The sequence below is a fragment of the Streptomyces sp. NPDC102467 genome (assembly GCF_044765445.1).
Classification (GTDB): domain Bacteria; phylum Actinomycetota; class Actinomycetes; order Streptomycetales; family Streptomycetaceae; genus Streptomyces.
Genome location: NZ_JBIWKA010000027.1, coordinates 44,043 through 64,935 on the forward strand (window position 1 = coordinate 44,043; position 20,893 = coordinate 64,935).

Genomic DNA, 20,893 nt, shown 5'->3' on the forward strand with positions numbered 1-20,893 from the left:
GCACTCGCCAGCACCCGGCCCACGGCCCGCTCCACGCTGTCGTGGGCGAGTCCTACGCGATAGCCGTGTTCCCGGAGTTCCCCCCGCTTATGGCAACGACCCATAACCGGCGATGGAGGAAGAGGCTGCGCACGCTCCTGCTCCGGAGAACTCATCCATGAAGGGGCAGGTGGGCATGGCAGAACCTGGCAGCGCTGTTGGGAGGCTCGTCGTCAGATTGCTTCAAGCGCGCTCTGCGGGCGGGGAACGGCTGCGTTCGGCTGTGCTGCGGCCCGGGTGAGCCTGCGGGACATGAGCGTGGTCGCTGCAAGGGTGAGCATCGCCTCGGAGTGCTCGGGCAGCGTCTCGTAGTCCCGCACGTTCCGACGCGCGTGCGACAGCCACGCCAGCGACCTCTCTACGACCCAGCGCCTCGGCAGGATCACGAACCCCTTTGCTCCCTTCGGCCTGCTCACGGTCTTGATCGTCAGGTGGAGGAAGGACCTGGCCCAGTCGACGAGGGTGCCCGCGTAGGCCAGGTCGGCCCAGACAATGGCGATCTCGGGGTGCATGAGCCGTAGCCGGAAGAGGGCCTCGCGGGCAGCGACACTGTCGTGCGTGTCGGCCGGGGTGACCATCACGAACAGTGGCAGCCCCTTAAGGTCCACGATGATGTGCCTCTTCCGACCCGGCGTCTTTTCCCGGCGTCGTATCCCGACGTGGAGCGCGGGACGGTGGCGGCGACCTTCACGGACTGCGAGTCGATCACCACCGCCACCGAGTGAGGGGACGTGCCCGTCGAGCGGCGGATCCGGCGCCGCAGCTGATCGCGGATGAGGTTGAAGACCCCGCGCGCGGACCAGCGGGTGAAGAACCCGAACACCGTCTGGAAGGGCGGGTAGTCGTCGGGCAGAGCGGCCCATTTGCAGCCGGTGTCGACGAGATAGCGCAGTGCATCGACAATCTCGCGCCGCGGATGGGCCTCCGGCCGCCCGCCTCGCGGGGTCTGGCAGGCCGGCACCGGCAACAACCGCTCGACCAAGGCCCATTCGAGGTCGGTGGTGTCCGAGGGATACCGGCGTTGGCGCATGCCCGAATCTCCTGGCCCGTCAGGCGATCAGGTCGAGGGTGGCCTCGACCGCGTTGATCTGGGTGACGATGAACCGCACCCGCTTGTCGTCGGGAGTCAGGCGGGCGTGCGGGGCGAGCGTGGAGGTAACGAACCGGCGCACCTCAGTCAGCTTCACCCGCACCCAGCTGACCTCGTAGACCTCCAGGTCCTCCGGGTCGGCGGTGAAGATGTACCAGCCCTCCCGACGGTCGTAGACGAGAGGAGGCCACCCCCGCTCGGTGATCAGGTCGCGCAGCATCGCAAGCCCGTCACGGGCCTGACTGCGGGTGAGTTCGCAGGCAGCAAGCAGCTGCGAGAACTCCAGTCCGGCCGGACGGGCGTCCAGCAAGATGCGGCAGATGCACTCAGCGTGCCGTCGGGCCGCATCGCCCCTGCGGCGAGGCATGGCTACTCACCACCACGCAGCAGGCGAGCCAGTTCCTCGTCCATATCGGTCTCCCCGGTGGAGACCGCGTGTTCCACCCAGTCGCAGGCGGCCCGCACGCGGGTGATGTTCTGCCGAACCGTTTCCCGTGCGCCCTCGGTCAGCTGCTGGCTGTGGAACTGCGGCACGAGCCGGTTGATCGAGGCGACGAACTTGTGGAAGGCGCCCACCAGGTCGAGGAACTCCATGCTCCGGTCGACCGCCCGCAGCGCCGGGGCCATCGGATTCTCCTGTGGGGTGAGCGGATCCGCCGCGGCCTGCTCGTACTGCTGGGCCCTGGCAGTCTGGGCCTTGTTGAACAAGTGCCGGGCCGTGTCGTCGTTCGCGGCGTGGAAGGCGACGTCCGGCCGGCGCAGGAAGTCGGTCGCTACCCGCGCGGCGACCTGCTCGTCGCCCGCCAGGTCGTGGATCGCCTCCACCTTCTCCTGGACCGTGCGCGGGGTATCGACCTGCCAGCCGGCCAGGCGCTTCGCCGCATCGCCGGTCCACTGCGGCCCACCCGTACGCGCGTGCGGTGGCGGAGACTGGATCAGCTCGAACCGGTCGTCCAGCTTCTCCAGGATGCGGTGAATGTTGAACGGGACTCCCTCCGACCGATGTTGACGCGGCCACCGGCCCGCGGTGTGCCGCACGATCCGTATCTGGTCGTAGGAGAGACCAATGTCCTCGGCGAACCGCTCCAGTGTCTCGCGCACCCCTGGCCCCTCCTCGCCCATCGCCGGACGGGAGCCGCCATGGGGCCGTGGTGGCTCGATTTCCAGGGCATCGTCCCCGATTTTGAACTGGATCCGCGTCTCGTCCAGCACGAGCTTGCGGTCCTGTGCGACGAGCTGTTCGTAGCGCTCGCGCGTGACGCTGCCGATCTTCGTGTCTGCGGGCATCAAGCCCACCCCCTGCGGCACGGGACGTCGGCACTCCCTCGCCGGCGACAAGCCCCGGCCCCGTAAACGAGCTTCTTCCCGTGCTCAGATCGACAGCAACCACTGGCCATAGCTCCCGTGTACAGGGCTTCCACTTCAGGCCCCGAGCACAGCAGCACCCTCCTCCGTGACGCGTGTAGGCGATCAACGGAGGTTCAAAGATGGGTTCTCACGAGGAGAACCAGTCGAAGGCCGTTGTCATGAGTGTGGTGTGCCCGGATGTCCGGAGAGAAGCGTTCGCGGAAGCGTCACGCTTCCGAGCAGAGTTCTACGCGTGTCTAACCGCCCGGCGTGACGAACTGTTCGAACTGACCGACGCGCTGTTGTGCGTCGACGGGCCGGTCACCTCGCCGGTGGACCTGACGGTGGTGCCCGAGCACCGGCGTGGGCACGGCGCGCTGTACGGAGCTCTCAACCGGGGCCAGATCGACGTCGGAAGGCTGCGGACCTTGCTCGCCGGGCTGCCGTTGCCCCGGTTCGAGGGCGGGCGCCTGGTGCTGGCGGTCGACGTGTCACCGTGGCTTCGCTCGGACGCACCGTGCTCGGCGGACCGGCTGTTCTGCCACGTCTACGGCCGGGCGAAGTCCGCCTCCCAGTTCATCCCAGGGTGGCCGTACTCCTTCGTCGCCGTCCTCGAACCGGGAGCCACCTCGTGGACGTCGGTCCTGGACGTGGTCCGGCTCGGACCCGAGGATGATGCGACCGCAGTCACCGCCTCCCAGCTCCGCGCCGTGGCCGAGCGGCTCATCTCAGCCGGCCAGTGGGTGCCCGGTGATCCGGACATCACGATCGTCATGGACGCGGGTTACGACGTCACCCGCCTGGCCTGGGTCCTGCGGGATCTTCCTGTCGAGTTGGTCGGGCGGGTCCGCAGCGACCGGGTGATGCGGCTACCGAAGCCCTCTGCCAAGGGATACGCCCTGGCCTATCCCCAGGGCGGACGGCCGCCGAAGCACGGCAAGGAGTTCCGCTTCGCCCAACCCGAGACATGGCCCGAAGCGGCGATCACCACCGTCACCGATACCGCCAACTACGGCAAGGCCAGGCCCAGGCGTGGGACCGTGTCCACCCGAGGTTGACCCACCGCTCGGCCTGGCTGGAGCACGACGGTGAACTCCCCGTCGTTGAGGGCACTTTGGTCCGGCTGAAGGTCGAGCACCTCGCCAAGGAACGGGAAGCACCGCCGGTCTGGCTGTGGTCCTCCAAGACCGGCGCCGCCCCGACAGACGTGGATCTGTGGTGGCAGGTGTTCCTCAGGAGATTCGACCTTGAGCACACCTTCAGGTTCACAAAGCAGACTCTCGGCTCCGAAGGTCCGTACTCCCGAGGCCGCGGACCGGTGGACATGGCTCGTCGTCGCGGCCCACGCCCAACTCCGCCTCGCCCGGCCGATGGCCGCCGACCTCCGCCGGCCCTGGGAGAAACCGATCGAACTCGACCGGCTCACCCCCGCCCGAGTCCGCCGGGGGTTCAGGAACATCCGCGCCCACCTACTCTGTCCGGCCCGTGTTCCCCAACCCCGCGGCACCGGCCCCGGACGCCCACCCGGCACCAAGAACCGGCACCCCGCACCCCGCTACGACGTCGGCAAAACCGTCAAACGCCCCGAGACCCTCAAGGCCATCGGCAGACCCGGCCGATCTTGGTAGATGTAGAGCAAGCCAAGTCCGTTCCGTCGCCCAAGCACGCTGCGCCTATGGGAGAACAAGCGGGGCCGATAGTCGGCTGTGACGGGCTGCGGCGGCTGGCCGCTGGCCTGTCAGTGGCGCCTGGCACCATGGCCACCCATGAACGCTGAATCGTCCGGCCGCTCCTGGCTCCGCGACTTCCACCGCGGCTTCCTGCTTGAGGGCTACACCCTGACGCTGATTCGCGGGCTCACTCCGCGTGAGTACCTCGACCGCATCGGCGCCCAGCCGCAGGAAGACTGCGACGGCTTCGATGACTTCATCGCCCGCGACCGCGAATTCCAGGACGATCAGGACGACTGGGGCGACCGCATGTTCGTCGGCGCCGCTCTGGTCCACGACGAAGACGCCGACTGGGTCCTGGCCCTCGAGATCAACGGCGGCATCGAGATCCACACCGATGCGATGAAGCACGCCACTCGCGGCACCCGCGGCGTCTCGCACTTCCGCAGCCCGAACGCCATGTCCCTGTTCTCCTGGTGGGAGGACGGTGAGCTGCGCACTCGCTTCGAAGGTCCCCTCCATCGAGAAGGCAGCACACCGGACCACCTCCTCGACCTCATGCGCCAGACGGGGTTCGACCTCGAAACCGGCGCCTACGACCTGGAGAATTACGTCGCACTCGCGGAAGAGCTCACCGGCGTCCACCTGACCGCGAACATGCTCGAAGACAGCACCTACTCCACGGGCACCGTCGAGATCCCCACCGAGCACTGAACCGGTGTCGTCACCGACACGCACGACACCCGCACCTACACCAAGCTCCCCAACCCAGCGCACGATCAGCGTTAGATCGGCTGCAAGGCCATGCGGGTAGATAAAGAACAAGCTCAGAGCCTGTTTCTCTACCTCGATGTCGCAGGGCAGCGGCCGAAGCGAGGACACCGGTGAATTCCGCTCTGTTCGGCGAAGCATCGAATCGACGCATGGGCGAACGCAAGATCTGAGGTGAGCGTGCCTGGAGGCGGGAGCCGCAGGAGTCAAGAAGTGCAGGCACAACTTGCTCTGGTCTCCTGCGACTTTCAGTGCAGCGCGCGGCCAGCTCGTGGTCGCCGTTGCGCCCTGCTCCTGCGGTCGATTCGGGTGATCCCGCACCAGGTAGCGAATGGTCAGCACGTCGGGCGGGGATCTTCACCGCTCATGTCCCTACCAATCCGGGAGTCCCCTATGCGGGTACGCACCGCAATCGTCGCGGCAGCCCTGTCCGCCGCCGCCCTGATCTCTGCCGCCCCCGCGGCGCTCGCCGCACCCCACACGACCGCGCCCACCACCGCAGCCCTTGCCGCCCCGTCGGACGATAACCCCTGGGAGGGCCTCGACATCATGGTTTGGCCCAGCAACGACGACTTCTCAATGGAGGGCTGACGACGCGTCCGCGTGCTCCTGGGCGACCCGTCCCGGAACCTGCTTGGGTCCCGGGACGGGTTCTGCGTGCCGCACACGCAAAATGGGCCGGCACCCCTCAGTCCGCCGACGCGGGTGGCACAGGGTACCGGCCAGCAGAAAGCCCTTCGATTCCGCTCCGTTCGGCGAAGCGTGGCCCTGGAGGCGGGAGCGGCAGGAGTCAAGAAGTGCAGGCACAACTTGCTCTGGTCTCCTGCGGCTACCAGTACAGCGCGCCGCCAGCTCATCAGACAACGCCACGGTAGAGAAACAGGCTCTCAGCGGTCGGGGCGCCGCTGGCCGGGCATTCCACGTGGAGAGTGCGCGGGCGTTCTGGGGTAGGCGAACGGTGACAGGAAGCAGATACCGCCGTCCTCCCCGGACCTAGGAGGCGAGAGTTGACGTTCGACGTATCGCAGCAGACTGCCGCCCAGAAGCCGGCCGGGACCGACAGCGGCGCCGACGCGCGGGTGGGGGCCCTGGAGAAGGAAGTCGCGCAGCTGCGCCAGGCGGTCGACGCACACGGGGACGTCGGCCAGGCGATCGGCGTCATCGTCACCGTCGCCCAGGTACCGCCCGCCCGGGCCTGGGAGGTGCTGCGGGAGATCTCCCAGCACACCAACACCCGGCTGCGCCAGGTTGCCGACCTGCTCACCGAGTGGGCCTACACCGATGTCCTGGCCGACGAGGTGCGTACCGAGCTCGACCGCCAGCTGCACTTGTGCCGGACGGAGCTGCGGGCAGATGTGGGCGAGACGCCTGCCTGAGCAGCGGGGCCGACATCCGGGTGACGGTCCCGGAAAACCGGCCGTGCCGAATATTCGCGTAATCAGCGAACCTGTGACCGTCAACGAAGTGACGTGCCTCAGGCGTGGTTTCTGCGTGGTGTGGGCTTCCGGCCGGCGCCCCACGGGCGCGGGCACTGTGGTGCAGCATCGCGCCCACGCCGACCGGAGTGGCAGCGAGCGTAGACGCGGTGGCGGGGCGGTGGATGCTTTCACGCTGCTTCGTAGTGGTGGGCCCGGCCGCCGCGCCACGTCACCCACGCCGGGTCATCGAGCAGGCTGTCGGCGCCTGGTACGACGACGCCGGCAACACCACATCGCGCACCATCGGCGCCACGACCCAGGACCTCACCTGGGACGACGAAGGCCACCTCGCCACCCTCACCGAGAACGCAAGACCACCAGCTACCACTACGACGCCGACGGCAACCGGCTGATAGCCAAGGACGCCGACGGCAGCCAGACCCTGACCCTGCCTGGTGACAACGAGCTCAAGGTCGCGGCCAACGGCACCAAGACCGGCACCCGTTACTACACCCACGGAGACGACACGGTCGCCGTCCGCACTACCCAGGGCGTCTCCTACCTCATCTCCGACCACCAGGGCACGGCCATGACCGCCGTCGCCATGACCACCCTCGCCATCACCCGACGCCGGCAACTGCCCTTCGGTAGCCAGCGCTCCGAAACCTCGGAGTCCATGCCCGGCACCCGTGGCTTCGTCGGCGGCACGGACGACCCCACCGGTCTTACCCACCTCGGAGCCCGCGAGTACGATCCGTCCACCGGCCGCTTCCTGTCCGTCGACCCCGTGCTCGACCTCAACGACCCCCTCCAGATGAACGCCTACGCCTACGCCAACAGCCGGCCCGTCTCCGCTGCCGACCCCGACGGGCAGATGTTCTACGACGACTTCACCGGCCAAGGCTTCGGCAACGTCACTGCGCAGAAACACGCCTACCAAAAGTGGGGCTACACCACTAAGAGTGGAAAGACCACCAAGAAATACCGGCAGAAAATGGCGTACGATCACAAGAATTATGTGACGTACACGAACAGCAGCTACTATAAAAAGCAGATGAGAGACGCAGCGCAAGCCAATGCTCGTGCAAAGGCCCAGGCAGATGCGAGGAAAAAGGCTGCCGACAGAGATCGTCGTCGCAAGGATGGCATCTTCTCATCCGTCAAGCGGAACATTTGGAGTCACCTTTCTCCTGGTGGGAGGATGTTTGCTTACGTCCTAAAAAGGGCGCCTGGGTACCTGTGGGATCACGGATATGTAAGCGGCTCTGCCTGTCTGCAGGTGTGCCTAAATCTAGGTTTTCAGCGAGGTGTGCTTTCGTTCGGTCTGAGTGGAGGACTCACCTTCGGTGGCAGTAGGGGGATTCTCGGTGGACGAGCTGGGAACTATGCTGGCCTCTCAGCGGGCGTCAACACTGCCGTACCCAGTGACCAGGCATATCAGCTGGCCAACATCACGTCCGCTGAGGGGTACCGAGGAGGCTCCGTGGCTTGGGGGAAGAGAGCGTCGGGCGGCAATTACTATCAGATTGGCTGGGCCGGAGGAAAGGGTACTGCCATTCAGGGGCCAGTATTGCTAGGTGGTAGTTACACCTTCGGGCAGGGGTGGCAGTTTCCGCCTTTCACGAACTGAAACCGTAACGAAAGTTGAGAGGAGGATCGCCCCGGGAAGGTCCCGGGGCGATCGTGGCCCAAAATGCAGCTAGCTATCTCGGTCATTTTTGCCGTACCTTTCATCCTGCTCGGCCTGTCGCTATTTGTTAACTTTCGAGGAGTGGCAGATTTCTTCGTGAAAGACGGTGGGCGTAGCACTCTACGTGTCGTCAAAGCGCTGGGACTTTTTTTTGCGGTTGCCCCGTTGTATCCAGTCGTTGGTGAAGTAGTCCAGATGATCCGGTAATGCATTGCGGGGCCGCTCGAGAGGCGGTTGGACTGGTCGATGAAGCTCGCGAACAGTGATGTTTTTCCAACCTCAGGCTGATGCGTGGTGAAGGATGAGTACGGCTTGCACGATGTCGGTGATTCGAGTGGTGCTGCAGCAGAGCTTGCGGAGTAGTCGCCAACACTTCAGGGTGGCCATGGCCTGCTGCGCGAGGACGTACTGCGCGTGCTGGGCGTGTTGAAAACCGCACCGCAACGCCGCCCTCGACCTCGCCCTGCACGGCCTGACGCTCTCGGAGGGATCGACGCGTGAGGGCCGCAAGCTGTGGGGGCTGACCCCGGCCGGCCTGCAGGCCGCCGCCCAGGTCCTGGAGCGCCCGCTGCATGAGATGGGATCGACGGCCCGCGGCGCCGCCTCCCACGGCGCGGCCCATGCGATGGCCGTCAACGCCACCGTGCACGCCCTCATCCGTCCGCGCCCCGATGAGGACCAGGCGGCCCTGCTGCCCGCCGTCGACCAGGCCGTCATCGAGGCCCGCCCCCCAGGCCTGGGCGCCCTGGAGAACATGACCACGGAGGCGCCGCTGCCGATCACCGGCACCGAGTCCGCACCCGGCCGCGGCAGCGCGCAGGCCGACCTCGTTCTGTGCGCCCTGGAACACAACCTGCCCGCCGTGTTCGTGGAGGTCGACCGGGGCACCATGACCCCGGCGCGCGTCGCGGAAAAGATCGACCGTTACGCCGCCTACTTCCACCGCGCCGACAAGCATCACGACCTGTGGTGGCGCCGGCGCTGGCACGTCAACTACGGCGAGCCGGTCGTCATGTTCGTCTTCACCGCGCGCAGCCAGACCACCGTCATGAACCGCGCCCGCGACACCCTCAACCTGATCTCGCAGCGCCGCACGCCCTTCCCGGTGCTCGGCACGCCGCTCTTCCGCCTGGAAGAACGCGGCCCCTGGGGCGAGACGTGGTGGAACGCCGAACGCGGCGACAGCCCCCGCTCCCTCGACATCGCCGTGCAACCCGGCAGCGACGCACTGGACCCCGCTGACGTCGGCACGTGGTGACCGTGGCCCGGCTGTCGCGTTGAACCACCGCCTGGGCGGGCGCCGGGTGCCCGTACGCCGCCATGTTGGGCCCGGCGTACGGGCACCCACCCCCATCGCACCGCAGTCACCCGCAGGCCAGGATCCGGCCCATAGGCACTGCCAAAGGCACTACCACCCCTCTGCGGCCACACAGGGGTGAAACCGCAGCTCAAACCCCTTTCCGAGGGCGTACCACTCGATTCGACAACCCCTCACACACGCACGTCGACCGTCAAGTCCAGGAAGAAGAAGAGAAAGAGCAGGACCAGGACAAGACAGGCCGGCCGCCGCGCGCGTGCTCGGGGTTCACACGGCCGCGGGCGCTGTTCCTGGCGCGTCGGCGGGGGCCTCCGCGCTCGCGGCCCGACAGGAGCGGGCCGGGGTGGTGAGCGCCTCGGCAGCGTTCAGTCCAGCACGCCGAGTTCGGTGTCCGGCCGGCAGTGCGGGCAGGCTTCGACGCGTTCGCCCAGGGCCTGGCGGGCCTGCTCCTGCGTGACTGCCCGCACGCGCGGTGGTTTCGGCGCCATGACGCAGTGCCCCGCGTGCACATTCACCGGGCGCCGCCCCTGCCCGATGCCCTGCTCGATGAGCCAGTCCGGGGCCGGCGGCCGGTGTGCCGCGGCGCGGGCCCGTTCCGTCTCGCGCCGTTCCTCGTCCGCGAGCCACCTGCGCGTGCGGGCGAGGTCGCCCTCCTGGACGCGTTCCAGAAAGCGCAGCAGGTCGAGACGGGTGAGCACTTTATCGGGCACAAGTTCGATTCTATGCTGGTAGTGCACACCCAGCACACGAACCTCAGGAGGCGGCAATGGACGACCCGCTCGCCCGCCTCACCATCGACCCGGCCGAACTGGACGCGGCACCGTCCGGCCGGCCGCCGTCCTCGGTCAGCCGCGCGCGCCTGGCGCCGCCGCACCCGGTGCCCTGCGCGAAGTGCGGCACGAGGGCGGTCGCGACCCGCATCGTCACCTTCGACGACCAGCCGCGCTGGCTGGACCTGTGTCGCACGCACCTGCTCGCGGCTGCGGGACGATCCTGATGGACATGACCACACCCGGCCGCTATCACGTGACCCTCAGCTTCGACGGCAGCCCGGCCCTGGAAGGATGGTGGGACAACCCTGACACCGCCGACTGGAAAGCGGACCGGCTCATCGCCGAACACGCGGAGAACCCGAGTGCCCGTGTGACGGTCACGGAGTGGGACGACGGCCGCGAGTGGCCGTTGCGAGAGTGGCCTACTCCTGCGCCGCCGCCGGGGGATGCCGGACCGTCTGCCTGAGCTCCTTTTCGACGGCGTATCGGTTCAGCTCGTTCTCCCGCGCGTATTCGGTGACCGCGGCGGTCACCGTCGCGGCCGCTTCGAACCACGCTTCGCGCTGCTTCGTGCGCTCGTCGTCGTCGAGGTGTTCCAGCTTCCTGCCCTCGTTGTCGGCGGCCTGCTGCAATGCGATCAAGCTGTCAGGGAGATCCACGAGCGGATCTTAAGCAGTGGGACTCTGCCAGGCAGGCAGGGGCACAGGCGGACCGCTCACGCCTGCTGTCCGCCGACCGGCCGGAACTTCCTCTCGGGGAACATGTGGGCTCCTTTGAACTTCTTCCGCCGGCGTGTGCATTCGCTCTACGCTTATGAGGGAAGCGCAGGGCTTGTGCCCGCGCCCCAGGCTCCCAGCCCCCGAGCCATTACCAAGGCTGGCTGGAGCCGCATCGCCGACTACGCGGCTCCAGCCCTGGCCCTCTGGGCGTGATGGTGAGCGGGGCAACTCCGCGGTCCCGCTCACCGACGCCAGGAGGGGCAGTGCACGCGACGCCCGAACCAAGGTGCTCGGGTCCGCGTGCCCCGGTTGCCGCCGTGTCTGCGGCGGCAACCGGAACCCTCACAGCGTCCCACTGCCAGGGCGACGTGTCTGCGCATCGAGCCACCCCAGACCAGCCCCCCCCGGGGGACAACCGCCGTGCGCGCCGGGCAGGTTGAGCTACCCGGGCCACGTGCGGGGTCCGGCGAGACATGAGGGCTGGTGGACCGCCCCTCGGGAGCATCTGCGCCGGCACCCTCCAACCAACCGCCAGGAACCGGCGGTCGCGGCGCCCGCGCCCCCAGACGGGAGTGAGCGGTGACCTGCCTGTGCCACCGGCCACAGCCGCGCCGAGACGGCGCGCGCCGTCGACGACCACCCCATACGCCCCGGGCCGCCCCACGCTGCGCCGCGCGCCGGTCGACGTGGAGGTGCGGGCGTCCTGGGTAGGCGGACGGTGATAGGAAGCAGATACCGCTGTCCTCCCCAGACCCGGAGGCGAGAGTCGATGACCCGTGTATCGCAGCAGACTGCCGCCGAGAAACCGGCCGAGACCAGCACCGACACCGAGGTCGAGGCGAGGGTGGCGGCCCTGGAGAGGGAAGTCGCGCAGCTGCGCCAGGCGGTCGATGCGCACGGGGACGTCGGTCAGGCGATCGGCGTGATCGTGACCGTCGCCCATGTGCCGCCCGCCCGGGCGTGGGAGGTGCTGCGGGAGGTCTCCCAGCGCACCAACACGCGGGTGCGTCAGGTCGCCGGTCTGCTCACCGAGTGGGCCTACACCGGCGTGCTGCCCGATGAGGTGCGCACGGAGTTCTACCGTCGGCTGCAGCTGTGCCGGGCGGAGTCGTGGGCAGAAGCGGGCGAGGCGTCTGCCTGAGCCCCAGGCGGGGCCGTTCGTGGGGCTCACCTGTGCCGGGGGAGCGCAGCCTTGCGGGTGACCGGCCGGTACTTCGCGTCCCGGGAAGGGCGTTGGTCGGGGGCCGGCGGTGGCGGCCTTCTGCCGTGTGGCCGGTGGAGCCGGGCGGGGCCTGTTCGTGATCAACGCCGCCCGCACCGCACTGCGTCACTCCGGCCCCGGCCGTAAGTAACCCGACGGCCCAGGCGGCGTTGAACCAGGCGTGAGCACGACGATGCGGCTCACGCCTGTGATCGGCGTGCAGCGAAGCGGCAGTGAATCGATTCCTCATCCCGGGCTGGAGCCGATCTTCACCGCGCTCGCCGAGCAGTGGGAGAGCGACGGCCGTCTGGTGCCTGGCCGGGCGGATGAGGAATGGACAGCCCTCGCCCGTCGTTACCCCTGGCCCCGCTGACCGGGTGGTGCGGGTACGGCGCCGCCACCCCCGCGCCACAGTCCTGGGGAGTTCGCAGGCGCCATCGGCACCGCGCTCCTGGGCTGCCGGGCCGGCTCACCGTGGTTGGGCCCGCCGGTCCGGCATCCCCACCAGCTATCCCCGCCAGCCAGGCCGGGAAACGACCTCCGGCAGCGCAAAGCCCCTTGTCCCCTGAGAGGCGATCGGCGCGTCGGCGGGGCCTTCGCGCACGCGGCCCGACAGGGCAGAGCGCAGCGGTCTCCAGGAGAGGAGACTTACTGTGCTGTACAGATGTCCGGCGGCCGTCATGGCGCCGTGCACATCCGTGCCGCCGAGGGGCCCAGACCCCGCTCCTCGGCGGCATTGGAGGCAGGGCGGACCCCGCTCACCCCCGGTGCTGGCAATGCGCCTCAGCGCGTAATCCCGATCAGACAGGCAAGGCGGTGCCTCATGAAGACAGTCGAGAGGGACCAGGCAGCCATGCAGCAGCGGGCAGAGGACATGTGCGCATACGCGCGCGCGGCCGTCGCGCGGTCCTTGGTCGTACTGGCTACTGCCAAAATCTCCTACTCCGCAGCACAGCGTATGAGACGCGACACCGAGCGCATACTGAGGGAAATCCGATGCCGGTCAAACGGCTTTCCCGAAAGCCAGGGACATGTTTCCGACCGCCCCACTCCCACCATTTCCGGGGATGGGCCATGAGCCCGTAATCCAGCCAAGAGCAAGGGCCGGCCCCGCGGCCAAGGCGCGGGGCCGCCCTGCGGGATGACCGCTGCCGGGCGTCAGCCGTTCTCGGGGTCCGGGGACTGGGGCGTCGTGTCGTTCGACTTCATGACGTCACGTACCGACTGGACCAGGCGGCAGAGCATCCGTTCGGCCGCCACCGTGCGGTACAGGTACCTATCGGCCTCGTCCGAGTAGCGCACGATCGCCTCGGCCTCGCCGGCCTCCAGGAGGCACTCGGTGATGCTCGGCGTTGGTTTTTCAGTGGTTCGGCATCGGGATTTCAGTGAGGGTCCGGCCTGTGTCATTCAAGGTTTTGGCTGGCGTGCTGGATGGGGGTGCCGGGTCGGTACTGAAACCTGGCGCCGAGCCCCGATGGCTTTATCGAGCAGTAGCGACGTCACTTGTCGACGGGTTTGGGAGGCGCCCAGAACCACGGTCGGGTGATGTTGATGAGTTCGGGAGGCACTGGGGTTCTTGCCAGGGCAGCATCGGGATGCTCCTGGTGAAAGGTCCTGGTCATGCCGCAGATGTCGAAGGTCGAGCTGTACGCGGCGATCCGGCGTGACCATCGCGGCGGCATGTCGATGCGGGAGCTTGAGCGCAAGCACGGCGTGACGTGGCGGACGGTACGGAAGGCGTTGGACTCGTCCTGGCCGGAGCCTCGTAAGAAGCTGCCGCCTCGGGCCACCACGCTTGATCCCTACAAGCCGGTGATCGACGAGATTCTGCGGGCGGATCTGGACGCGCCGCGCAAGCAGCGGCACACGGTCACCCGGATCTTTCACCGGCTGGTTGAGGAGCACGGGGCGGAAGTCTCCTACGGGGTGGTGCGCTACTACGTCGCCGGCCGGAAGCCCGAGATCGTGGTCGAGTCCGGCAAAGCGCCGCTGGAAGCGTTCGTCCCGCAGACTCACCTGCCCGGTCACGAAGCGGAGGTCGACTTCGGTGACGTGACCGTGCGCCTGGGTGGCGAGCTGGTTACCTGCTATCTGTTCTCCTTCCGGCTGTCGTATTCGGGTAAGGCCGTGCATCGCGTGTTCGCCTCCTGCGGCCAGGAAGCCTTCTTCGAAGGCCACGTCCACGCACTGCGGACCCTGGGCGGAGTTCCGCGGACCAAGGTCCGCTACGACAACCTGAAGGCCGCCGTTGCCCGGGTGCTGGGGCAGAGCCGGGGAAGAGTCGAGGCCGACCGGTGGATCGCCTTCCGCTCGCACTTCGGCATCGAGAGCTTCTACTGCCGGCCCGGCATCGAAGGCGCCCACGAGAAGGGCGGAGTCGAAGGGATGATCGGCTACTTCCGCCGCAACCACTTCGTCCCTGTCCCTGAGGTCTCCTCGCTCGCCGAGCTGAACGAGATGGTCGAGCAGTGGGACCGGCAGGACGACGCCCGCCGCATCGGCTCCAGGCCCAAGACGGTCGCGGAGTACTTCGCACTCGAACAACCGCTGCTGATGCCGCTGCCCGAGGAGCCGTTCGAGACGGGCCGGCTCTTCACCCCGCGGGTCGACCGTTACGGTCAGATCCCGGTCCGCACCAACCGCTACTCGGTCCCGATCCGGCTGATCGGCAAACGCGTGCGCGTCGTGCTGCACGCCTCTCACCTGGTGGTTTACGACCAGAACGTGGAAGTCGCCCGGCACGAACGGCTGATCGCGAAAGGCGCCGTCCGTTTGGACCTGGACCACTACCTGGAAGTCCTGGTCCGCAAGCCCGGCGCCTTCCCTGGCTCCACAGCCCTCGAACAGGCGCGCTCGGCAGGCAGGTTCACCCCGGTCCACGACGCCTGGTGGGATCAGGCCCGCAAGATGCATGGTGAGCGGGAGGGCACCCGGGCTCTGATCGAGGTGCTCCTGCTGGGACGTCACTTGCCCCATGAGCATGTCGTCGCCGGCCTGGCTGCGGCCCTGCGGGCCGGGGCGATGACCGCTGACGCGGTCGCCCTTGAGGCCCGCAAGGCCGCCCAGGCGGAGACCGAGCCCGCCCCCGCAGCGGACCGGCTGGTTTCCGGCGAGCCGTCGGCGACGGTGACGTCCCTGCACGAGTGGCGGCTCGCTCACCTTCCTGCGGACACCAGACCGCTGCCCTCGGTGGCCCCCTACGACCAATTGCTCCGACGCCGTCGCACCAGCGGCGGCGACCACCGTGAGGGAGAAGCACAGTGACCCTGCCCCGCCAGCGAGGCTTGACCGAGCAGGCCGCCGACGCCGCCATCGACAGCGCCTGCCGGCTTCTGCGGTTGCCGTCGATTCGCAACGAGTTCTCCGACATCGCCGACCGGGCGATGAAGGACCAGATGACCTACCGCGGCTTCCTCGCCGAACTGCTGATGACCGAGTGCGACGACCGGTCCCGTCGCCGTTCGGAGAGGCGGATCAAAGCGGCCGGATTCCCGCGGGAGAAGTCCCTGCGGGCGTTCGACTTCGACGCGAACCCCAACATCGACGCGGCCACCATCCACACTCTCGCCAGCTGTGAGTGGATCAAGAAGAGCCAGCCGCTCTGCCTGATCGGGGACTCCGGCACTGGCAAGTCCCACATGCTCATCGCCCTGGGCACCGAAGCGGCCATGAAGGGCTACCGCGTCCGCTACACGCTCGCCACGAAACTGGTGAACGAGCTGGTTGAAGCGGCCGATGAGAAGCAGCTGAACAAGACCATTGCCCGCTACGGCCGCGTCGACCTCCTCTGCATCGACGAACTCGGCTACATGGAACTGGACCGCCGCGGCGCCGAACTTCTCTTCCAGGTCCTGACGGAACGCGAGGAGAAGAACAGCGTCGCCATCGCCTCCAACGAGTCGTTCGGCGGTTGGACCAAGACCTTCACCGACCCCCGCCTCTGCGCGGCCATCGTGGATCGCCTCACCTTCAACGGCACCATCATCGAGACCGGCACCGACTCCTACCGACTCGCCAGCACACGCGCACGAACTGAACATGCCGAGGCTGGCTGATCCCGTTCCGAACTGCCTGCCTGTCTCGAAGCCCCGGGCGAGAATCGGGGCCCAAGACCACTGACGAAGGTGAGAAGGCCGTGAGGCACGCACTGAACCTATGGCGGCAGGAACTCGGAGAGGTGCCCGACTCTGTCTGGCAACAGACCGAACTCCGCGTGCTGATCCTTGCCAACAACGGACTCACGGCCCTCCCACCAGGGATCGAACGATTGCACCGGCTGACGACCCTGGACCTGGGTCACAACGCGCTCACGTCGATTCCCGACGAGCTGGGCAAGCTGACGGAGCTCAGCGACTGCCTCTACCTGCACGACAACCAGCTGTCACGGATTCCGGACGCCGTGGGAAAGCTGACCAGGCTGCGATACCTCAACATCGGCGAGAACTCCCTCACGACCCTCCCCGAGGCCATCGGAAGGATGACCAGCCTCATCGAGTTCAGGGCACAGCACAACCAGCTGACCACGTTGCCCGACTCCATCGGCCGGCTCCGCAACCTGCGTGAGCTCTGGCTCCGAGGCAACACGATCGAGGGCTTGCCGCCATCGACCGCTGAACTGCACGAACTTCGTCACCTGGACCTGCGCGAGAACTCAGTGACGGACCTGCCGCCGTCATTGGCCGGCCTACCGCGGCTGCGTCAGATCGACCTGCGGAGCAACCGCCTCACCCGGTTACCGGACTGGCTCCGCCTGCTTCCATCGCTGGAGAAGCTGGATCTGCGATGGAACGACGTCGATCCCTCTCTGCCGTTGCTGACCGAACTTGAGCGACGGGGATGTGTCGTCTTGGCATGAGCGAGACGACACACGGTCTTGCACAGCAGTGCCGTCATTTCTCGTGAGCATCCACGAGCAAGTTGATCATTAAATGCTGCTGAAACTCGTCAACAATCGCTGCTGCTGAAGATGAACGAAGCCACCCCGATAACTGGTGAGGACGAACGTGCAACAGGACGGACGGCGGCGCCCTCCGACGCGCCGCCTACGCGGCGGCACAGCCCTCCAAGGCCCTGCGCGCCGTCGAAGCCTTAACAAGACCCTGCAGATCCGGGCCCCCTGTCACGGACCTGCGGTCTACCCCCGTACCGAATCGCGTACGGCCCGACGTCCGCGCGACCACGTGCTGGGCGTCACCAGCGCATGCCCAACTGATCGAGCGCCGCACGCCGTTGGTCGGTGAGCTTGGCGGCGCGCCTGCGGGTGTTGGCGGTCCACATGCCCAGGTCGACCAGGACGGTGTCCTCGGGGGTGATCTCGCGTCCGGTGGCGGCGGGCCCGGCGAGGTCGACCGGCACCGGTTCGACGTGCTTGCGGGGGATGTTGAGGTGGCCTTCACGGGCGTGGAACTGGCGGGCGGCAGCGAGGTTGAGGTCCCACTTGTGGTCCTGCGTGCGGCGTACGGGCCGCTCGTCCTCCCCGGCCGCCTCAATCCCGAGCACGCCCAACAGCCACTGCTGGGCAGGCTGCAGCTGCTCGAAGCCGTACCGCTGCGCACTCACCCAGCGCCCCAGGTCCTCGCCCTGGACCACGACGTCCCCGACTGCCACGGGCGGGCCCCCGCCGCCGGCCACATGCGCCTGCACGAGACGCAGGCAGCGCTGCCAGCCGGAATCCCAGGCCGGGCACCACCCAGGATCTACCTCGTCCAGCTGTCGGCGCCGCTCCTCGGTGAGCGCACCGGCCTCCGATCCGACCGGTTCCCCGGCCTCCCGGCGCTCCGCGATCCGGTCGGCGAGCTTGGCCGCGTCCCGCATGTTCTTCGCCCACTTGCCCACCGGGTAGTCGTTCCATACGGCGGTCGCGGGCGGCAGGAAGTGCCCGTGCACCTCGGCCCACGCCTGCGCGGCGGCGAGGCCGTCGTTGAAGGCGTCCTCGCGCGGCGCCCACACCATCCCCAGCCCGTCCAGCTCCGCCACCCGCTCAGGATCGAGCCGTCCGGCCTTGTAGGAGCGCCTCTGGTGCGTAAGCCACACTCCGAGCGGGAATCCCGCGGGCGACCAGTCCTCGGGCGTCACGAAGGCGTACGGCACGTTCAGCTGCCCGCCGTCATGTTCCTTGGCGTAGCGGGCCGCGGCCTCGATCCCGCGCCGCCAGTACGCGCCTTCGGGCTCCAGGACCCGCAGCCGCAAAAACCGGGCGAGCTCCGCCGGATCCCGGGGCGTGGAGAACTTCAGCAGCTCCCGCGCCCCCGCACTCACCGGCTCGGCCGCCTCAACACCGTCCAACGCGTCGACGTCATCCAGCGAATCGTCCGTCTCGGTCCCGTCAGCCCCGTCTTCATCCCAACTACCGCTGCGTGCACGGGAGTCAGCGAGAGCCTCGATGGTCTCGGTGTCATGCGCCCGCAGCGCCTCAAGGACCTTCGCCAGGGCTCCGTAGGCCGGTGACGTCAGAAGATTGTCCGTGTCCTCATCGGGTCCGAGGAATACCGGCACGACCAACGACGCAATTTTTCCCTGCCCCGGCTTCATGCGCAGAGCCCGCCCGACCATTTGCACGATGTCCACCATCGAGCCACGCACATCACAGAATGCGACGGAATCACAATTCGCTGTATCGACGCCTTCACCCAGCACCTTCACGGAGGAAAGCACCCGCAATGCGGCAGGCAGCATGTCCACCCCGCCACCGCCCCGCCCGTCTTGCCGGGGCACAGCGCCGGGCTCCTGGTGCTCGATGACGTCGGAGGCGAACGCGGCGAGCACGGCCCGCCGGTGCGCCGGCGCATGCTCGCCGTGCAGCCAGGAGGCCCACACCCGCTTCGGATCCGGATACGTCGCAGGGTCCTCCTCCCACAACCGCGCGGCGACGTCGCCCACACCGGACGCCATCGCTTCGGCCTCCGCGACACGGGAGTGGAAGGTCAGCACCTTGCGCAGGTTCTCCCGCGCGGCCGCCGTCAGCACCCCCGCCTGCAAGGCAGCCAACCGTGCCCCGCGCACCCGTTCCGTTCCTGACCCGAGCTGCGCCCGGTGCCCGTACTCGGGATCGCGGATATCGACGCACACGACCTGGTACGGGGCGATCAGCCCGCGCTCGATCGCCTCCGAGAGCGTCAGCTTGTAGGCGACGGGCCCGAACACGGGGGAGTCCTCACTCATGCTCGCCACCAGCCGCGCCTGACCACCCTCCCGCCCCTCACCGCCGCCTGCCGGAGCCCACACCCGCGGCGTCGCCGTCATATACAACCGCCGGACCGCACGCAGCTTGTCCTGATCGTGCACGGCCGCCCACGGCTTCAGCCCGTCCCCACTCGTTCTGTGGGCCTCGTCGACCACCACCAGGTCGAACGCTTCTAGGCCGAGCGCGTGCGCCCTGCGCACCACGTCCACCGACTGATAGGTGCCGAACAGCGTGACGGTATCGAGGTCCCGCACCCAGTCGACGAGTTCACTCACGTCCGTCGTGCACGGCAGGCCCCCGGAGTCCTTGGCCGGCAGGGAGCACACGCCGACCATCGCCCCCGACCGGCCGCCATCCTGCCGCCACGCACTCGCCATCTGCACCAGCAGATCCAGCGTCGGCACCAACACCAACACCCGCCGCGCCCCCAGGCGCTGAGCTGCCGCGGCGGCGATGAGGGTCTTGCCGGAGCCGGTCGCGGCGATGCACTGGCACCGCAGCCCCGCCTCCGGCAGGCGCCCGTCTGCGGACCCCTGAAGCGCCCGCACGACGGCGTCTACGGCCTCGACCTGATGAGGCCGCAGCACCTGCCCGGAAGCCCGTTCAGGGGCCCGCCCGGTCATCGCTGGCCCAGCTCGGCCAGCAGCGACGGATTGACGATGGACACGACCGCCTCAATGTCCGCCCGCCCGGCCGCCGGCCACAGCTCCCCGCGCGCGGCCCGGTACTTCGCGGCCAGCCGCTCCCGCTTGTGCGCAGGCAGCTGGGCGGCACGGTCGGGGTGGCTGTTGTGCGCGTTGTCGGCGATCTTCAGCAGCGTGGCCTGAGGATCAGCAGTGATCCGGCGGATCTTCTCCTCATACGCCACATCCGCCTGGTTCGTCACCGCCTGGACAATCTCCACCACCCGCGCAGGCACTCCCCGCTCAAGCAGCTGGTCCGCGCTCACGTCGGTGTCCTCCAGGACGTCGTGCAGCAGACCCGCCATCACCAACTCGTCGCCGAACGGAACGAGGCCGGCGGCCACCGCCCGCACATGCTCGATGTAGGCAACGCCGATCTTGTCGACCTGGCCCGCGTGGGCAGCAGCGGCCAGAGAATCCACCTCCGAAACGGAAATCACCGCATCACCATTCTTGGGACGAGATTCCTCAGCGACATCACGCATTCATTCCTCCTGGATATCGGAGCTGAGTTCAGTATTCAGCAGGGACCGGAAATGACACACCATCCTGCGTCCCTCATTCGTGCCTCACGCAAGGGCCACCTGACCTCGATCGGGCAAGCACCCTGAGTACAGAGCCTAGTGGACCTTGAAAGATGACACACACGATCGGGAGAGGTTGTCTCGAACCGTACGAGACTGGTACCTTCGAAGCCTGAAGGTGACCGATTCTGACCGGGATGAGGTCACCGGGAGGGCGAAGCCGGACCGGCTTCCTCGCAGGCTCAAACCCCAAGCCTCCCTCTACAACGAGCCTCCACCCGCCCGTCACCCTCCCCCAGCCAGCCGCGTTTTGCAGGACCGCGCGGAGCGTGGCCCTGCCAGGCCGGAACGCGAAGCGGTCCGCGCCGCCGGAACCGCGGAGCGGATCCGGCAGGCATCACGGAGTGATGCCGCTCCCGACTTCGTCGGGAGCTCTTGCGGGCGAAGCCGGACACCGCCGCGTAGCG

The 20,893-nt window shown here is 67.9% G+C and carries 19 protein-coding genes and 3 pseudogenes; 13 read left to right on the plus strand and 9 right to left on the minus strand.

Translation table 11 applies throughout. The features are described from left to right. Positions 1-212: 212 nt before the first annotated feature. The 3 genes and pseudogenes from ACIREE_RS38910 to ACIREE_RS38920 all read right to left on the minus strand — a co-directional run bounded on the left by ACIREE_RS38910 (position 213) and on the right by ACIREE_RS38920 (position 2,416). Positions 213-1,069 (minus strand): annotated as a pseudogene (locus ACIREE_RS38910) (IS5 family transposase). 19 nt (positions 1,070-1,088) lie between these two features. After that, positions 1,089-1,439 carry a RacP protein gene (locus ACIREE_RS38915; protein ID WP_404163540.1) on the minus strand — a complete coding sequence of 117 codons (351 nt, stop codon included), beginning with the start codon at positions 1,437-1,439 and terminating at the stop codon, positions 1,089-1,091. A gap of 59 nt (positions 1,440-1,498) precedes the next feature. After that, complete coding sequence (locus tag ACIREE_RS38920) at positions 1,499-2,416, minus strand: DUF6192 family protein (protein ID WP_404163542.1); 918 nt, start codon at positions 2,414-2,416, stop codon at positions 1,499-1,501. A 239-nt stretch (positions 2,417-2,655) separates the two neighbouring features. Here ACIREE_RS38920 and ACIREE_RS38925 point away from each other — a divergent pair. The 6 genes and pseudogenes from ACIREE_RS38925 (at position 2,656) to ACIREE_RS38950 (ending at position 7,965) form a co-directional block, all read left to right on the plus strand. Beyond that, positions 2,656-4,104 (plus strand): annotated as a pseudogene (locus ACIREE_RS38925) (NF041680 family putative transposase). Between the two features lie 138 nt (positions 4,105-4,242). Beyond that, positions 4,243-4,860, plus strand: a complete 618-nt coding sequence (locus ACIREE_RS38930; RefSeq protein WP_404163545.1) for a DUF6461 domain-containing protein — start codon at positions 4,243-4,245, stop codon at positions 4,858-4,860. A 450-nt stretch (positions 4,861-5,310) separates the two neighbouring features. Continuing rightward, the gene (locus ACIREE_RS38935; RefSeq protein ID WP_404163547.1) at positions 5,311-5,508 is read left to right on the plus strand and encodes a hypothetical protein; all 198 of its coding nucleotides are present in this window, start codon (positions 5,311-5,313) and stop codon (positions 5,506-5,508) included. 416 nt (positions 5,509-5,924) lie between these two features. After that, complete coding sequence (locus tag ACIREE_RS38940; protein ID WP_404163549.1) at positions 5,925-6,293, plus strand: ANTAR domain-containing protein; 369 nt, start codon at positions 5,925-5,927, stop codon at positions 6,291-6,293. Positions 6,294-6,481: 188 nt separating this feature from the next. After that, positions 6,482-6,748, plus strand: a complete 267-nt coding sequence (locus tag ACIREE_RS38945) for a hypothetical protein (protein WP_404163552.1) — start codon at positions 6,482-6,484, stop codon at positions 6,746-6,748. 176 nt (positions 6,749-6,924) lie between these two features. Beyond that, positions 6,925-7,965, plus strand: coding sequence for an RHS repeat-associated core domain-containing protein (locus ACIREE_RS38950; protein ID WP_404163555.1), 1,041 nt, complete (start codon positions 6,925-6,927; stop codon positions 7,963-7,965). Between the two features lie 339 nt (positions 7,966-8,304). On the opposite strand, the pseudogene ACIREE_RS38955 reads toward ACIREE_RS38950, so the two are convergent. Then, positions 8,305-8,427 (minus strand): annotated as a pseudogene (locus tag ACIREE_RS38955) (IS5/IS1182 family transposase); the annotation flags it as partial. 109 nt (positions 8,428-8,536) lie between these two features. On the opposite strand from ACIREE_RS38955, the gene ACIREE_RS38960 reads away from it, so the two are divergent. Further along, complete coding sequence (locus tag ACIREE_RS38960) at positions 8,537-9,283, plus strand: replication-relaxation family protein (RefSeq protein ID WP_404163598.1); 747 nt, start codon at positions 8,537-8,539, stop codon at positions 9,281-9,283. Between the two features lie 425 nt (positions 9,284-9,708). On the opposite strand, the gene ACIREE_RS38965 is transcribed toward ACIREE_RS38960, so the two are convergent. After that, positions 9,709-10,053: a DUF6233 domain-containing protein gene (locus ACIREE_RS38965; RefSeq protein ID WP_404163557.1), complete on the minus strand. Its 345-nt coding sequence runs from the start codon at positions 10,051-10,053 to the stop codon at positions 9,709-9,711. Between the two features lie 56 nt (positions 10,054-10,109). Here ACIREE_RS38965 and ACIREE_RS38970 point away from each other — a divergent pair, with 56 nt between their 5' ends. Continuing rightward, entirely contained in the window at positions 10,110-10,340 is a 231-nt protein-coding gene (locus ACIREE_RS38970; RefSeq protein ID WP_404163560.1) for a hypothetical protein, read from the plus strand. A gap of 198 nt (positions 10,341-10,538) precedes the next feature. Here the strand turns inward: ACIREE_RS38970 and ACIREE_RS38975 are convergent, their stop codons facing one another. Then, positions 10,539-10,775 (minus strand): hypothetical protein, encoded by a 237-nt coding sequence (locus tag ACIREE_RS38975; protein ID WP_404163562.1) that lies wholly within the window; start codon positions 10,773-10,775, stop codon positions 10,539-10,541. 829 nt (positions 10,776-11,604) lie between these two features. Between ACIREE_RS38975 and ACIREE_RS38980 the strand changes: the two genes are divergently transcribed. Together ACIREE_RS38980 and ACIREE_RS38985 are read left to right on the plus strand one after the other, a co-directional pair. Next, positions 11,605-11,976 (plus strand): ANTAR domain-containing protein, encoded by a 372-nt coding sequence (locus tag ACIREE_RS38980; RefSeq protein WP_404163564.1) that lies wholly within the window; start codon positions 11,605-11,607, stop codon positions 11,974-11,976. A 241-nt stretch (positions 11,977-12,217) separates the two neighbouring features. Further along, on the plus strand, positions 12,218-12,409 hold the full coding sequence (locus ACIREE_RS38985; RefSeq protein ID WP_404163567.1) for a hypothetical protein: 192 nt from the start codon (positions 12,218-12,220) through the stop codon (positions 12,407-12,409). A 785-nt stretch (positions 12,410-13,194) separates the two neighbouring features. Here ACIREE_RS38985 and ACIREE_RS38990 read toward each other — a convergent pair. After that, on the minus strand, positions 13,195-13,338 hold the full coding sequence (locus tag ACIREE_RS38990) for a hypothetical protein (protein WP_404163570.1): 144 nt from the start codon (positions 13,336-13,338) through the stop codon (positions 13,195-13,197). A 318-nt stretch (positions 13,339-13,656) separates the two neighbouring features. On the opposite strand from ACIREE_RS38990, the gene istA reads away from it, so the two are divergent. The 3 genes from istA (at position 13,657) to ACIREE_RS39005 (ending at position 16,891) form a co-directional block, all read left to right on the plus strand. Next, the gene (istA, locus tag ACIREE_RS38995; RefSeq protein WP_404163573.1) at positions 13,657-15,300 is read left to right on the plus strand and encodes an IS21 family transposase; all 1,644 of its coding nucleotides are present in this window, start codon (positions 13,657-13,659) and stop codon (positions 15,298-15,300) included. Continuing rightward, positions 15,297-16,091: an IS21-like element helper ATPase IstB gene (istB, locus tag ACIREE_RS39000; RefSeq protein WP_404163576.1), complete on the plus strand. Its 795-nt coding sequence runs from the start codon at positions 15,297-15,299 to the stop codon at positions 16,089-16,091. The genes istA and istB overlap by 4 nt, the downstream gene beginning before the upstream one ends. An 80-nt stretch (positions 16,092-16,171) precedes the next feature. Continuing rightward, entirely contained in the window at positions 16,172-16,891 is a 720-nt protein-coding gene (locus ACIREE_RS39005; RefSeq protein ID WP_404163578.1) for a leucine-rich repeat domain-containing protein, read from the plus strand. 335 nt (positions 16,892-17,226) lie between these two features. On the opposite strand, the gene ACIREE_RS39010 is transcribed toward ACIREE_RS39005, so the two are convergent. Together ACIREE_RS39010 and ACIREE_RS39015 are read right to left on the minus strand one after the other, a co-directional pair. Continuing rightward, positions 17,227-19,842, minus strand: a complete 2,616-nt coding sequence (locus ACIREE_RS39010; RefSeq protein ID WP_404163581.1) for a Helicase associated domain protein — start codon at positions 19,840-19,842, stop codon at positions 17,227-17,229. Then, positions 19,839-20,387, minus strand: a complete 549-nt coding sequence (locus ACIREE_RS39015; protein ID WP_404163583.1) for an HD domain-containing protein — start codon at positions 20,385-20,387, stop codon at positions 19,839-19,841. Before ACIREE_RS39015 ends, ACIREE_RS39010 begins: the two co-directional genes overlap by 4 nt. Positions 20,388-20,893: the final 506 nt, after the last annotated feature.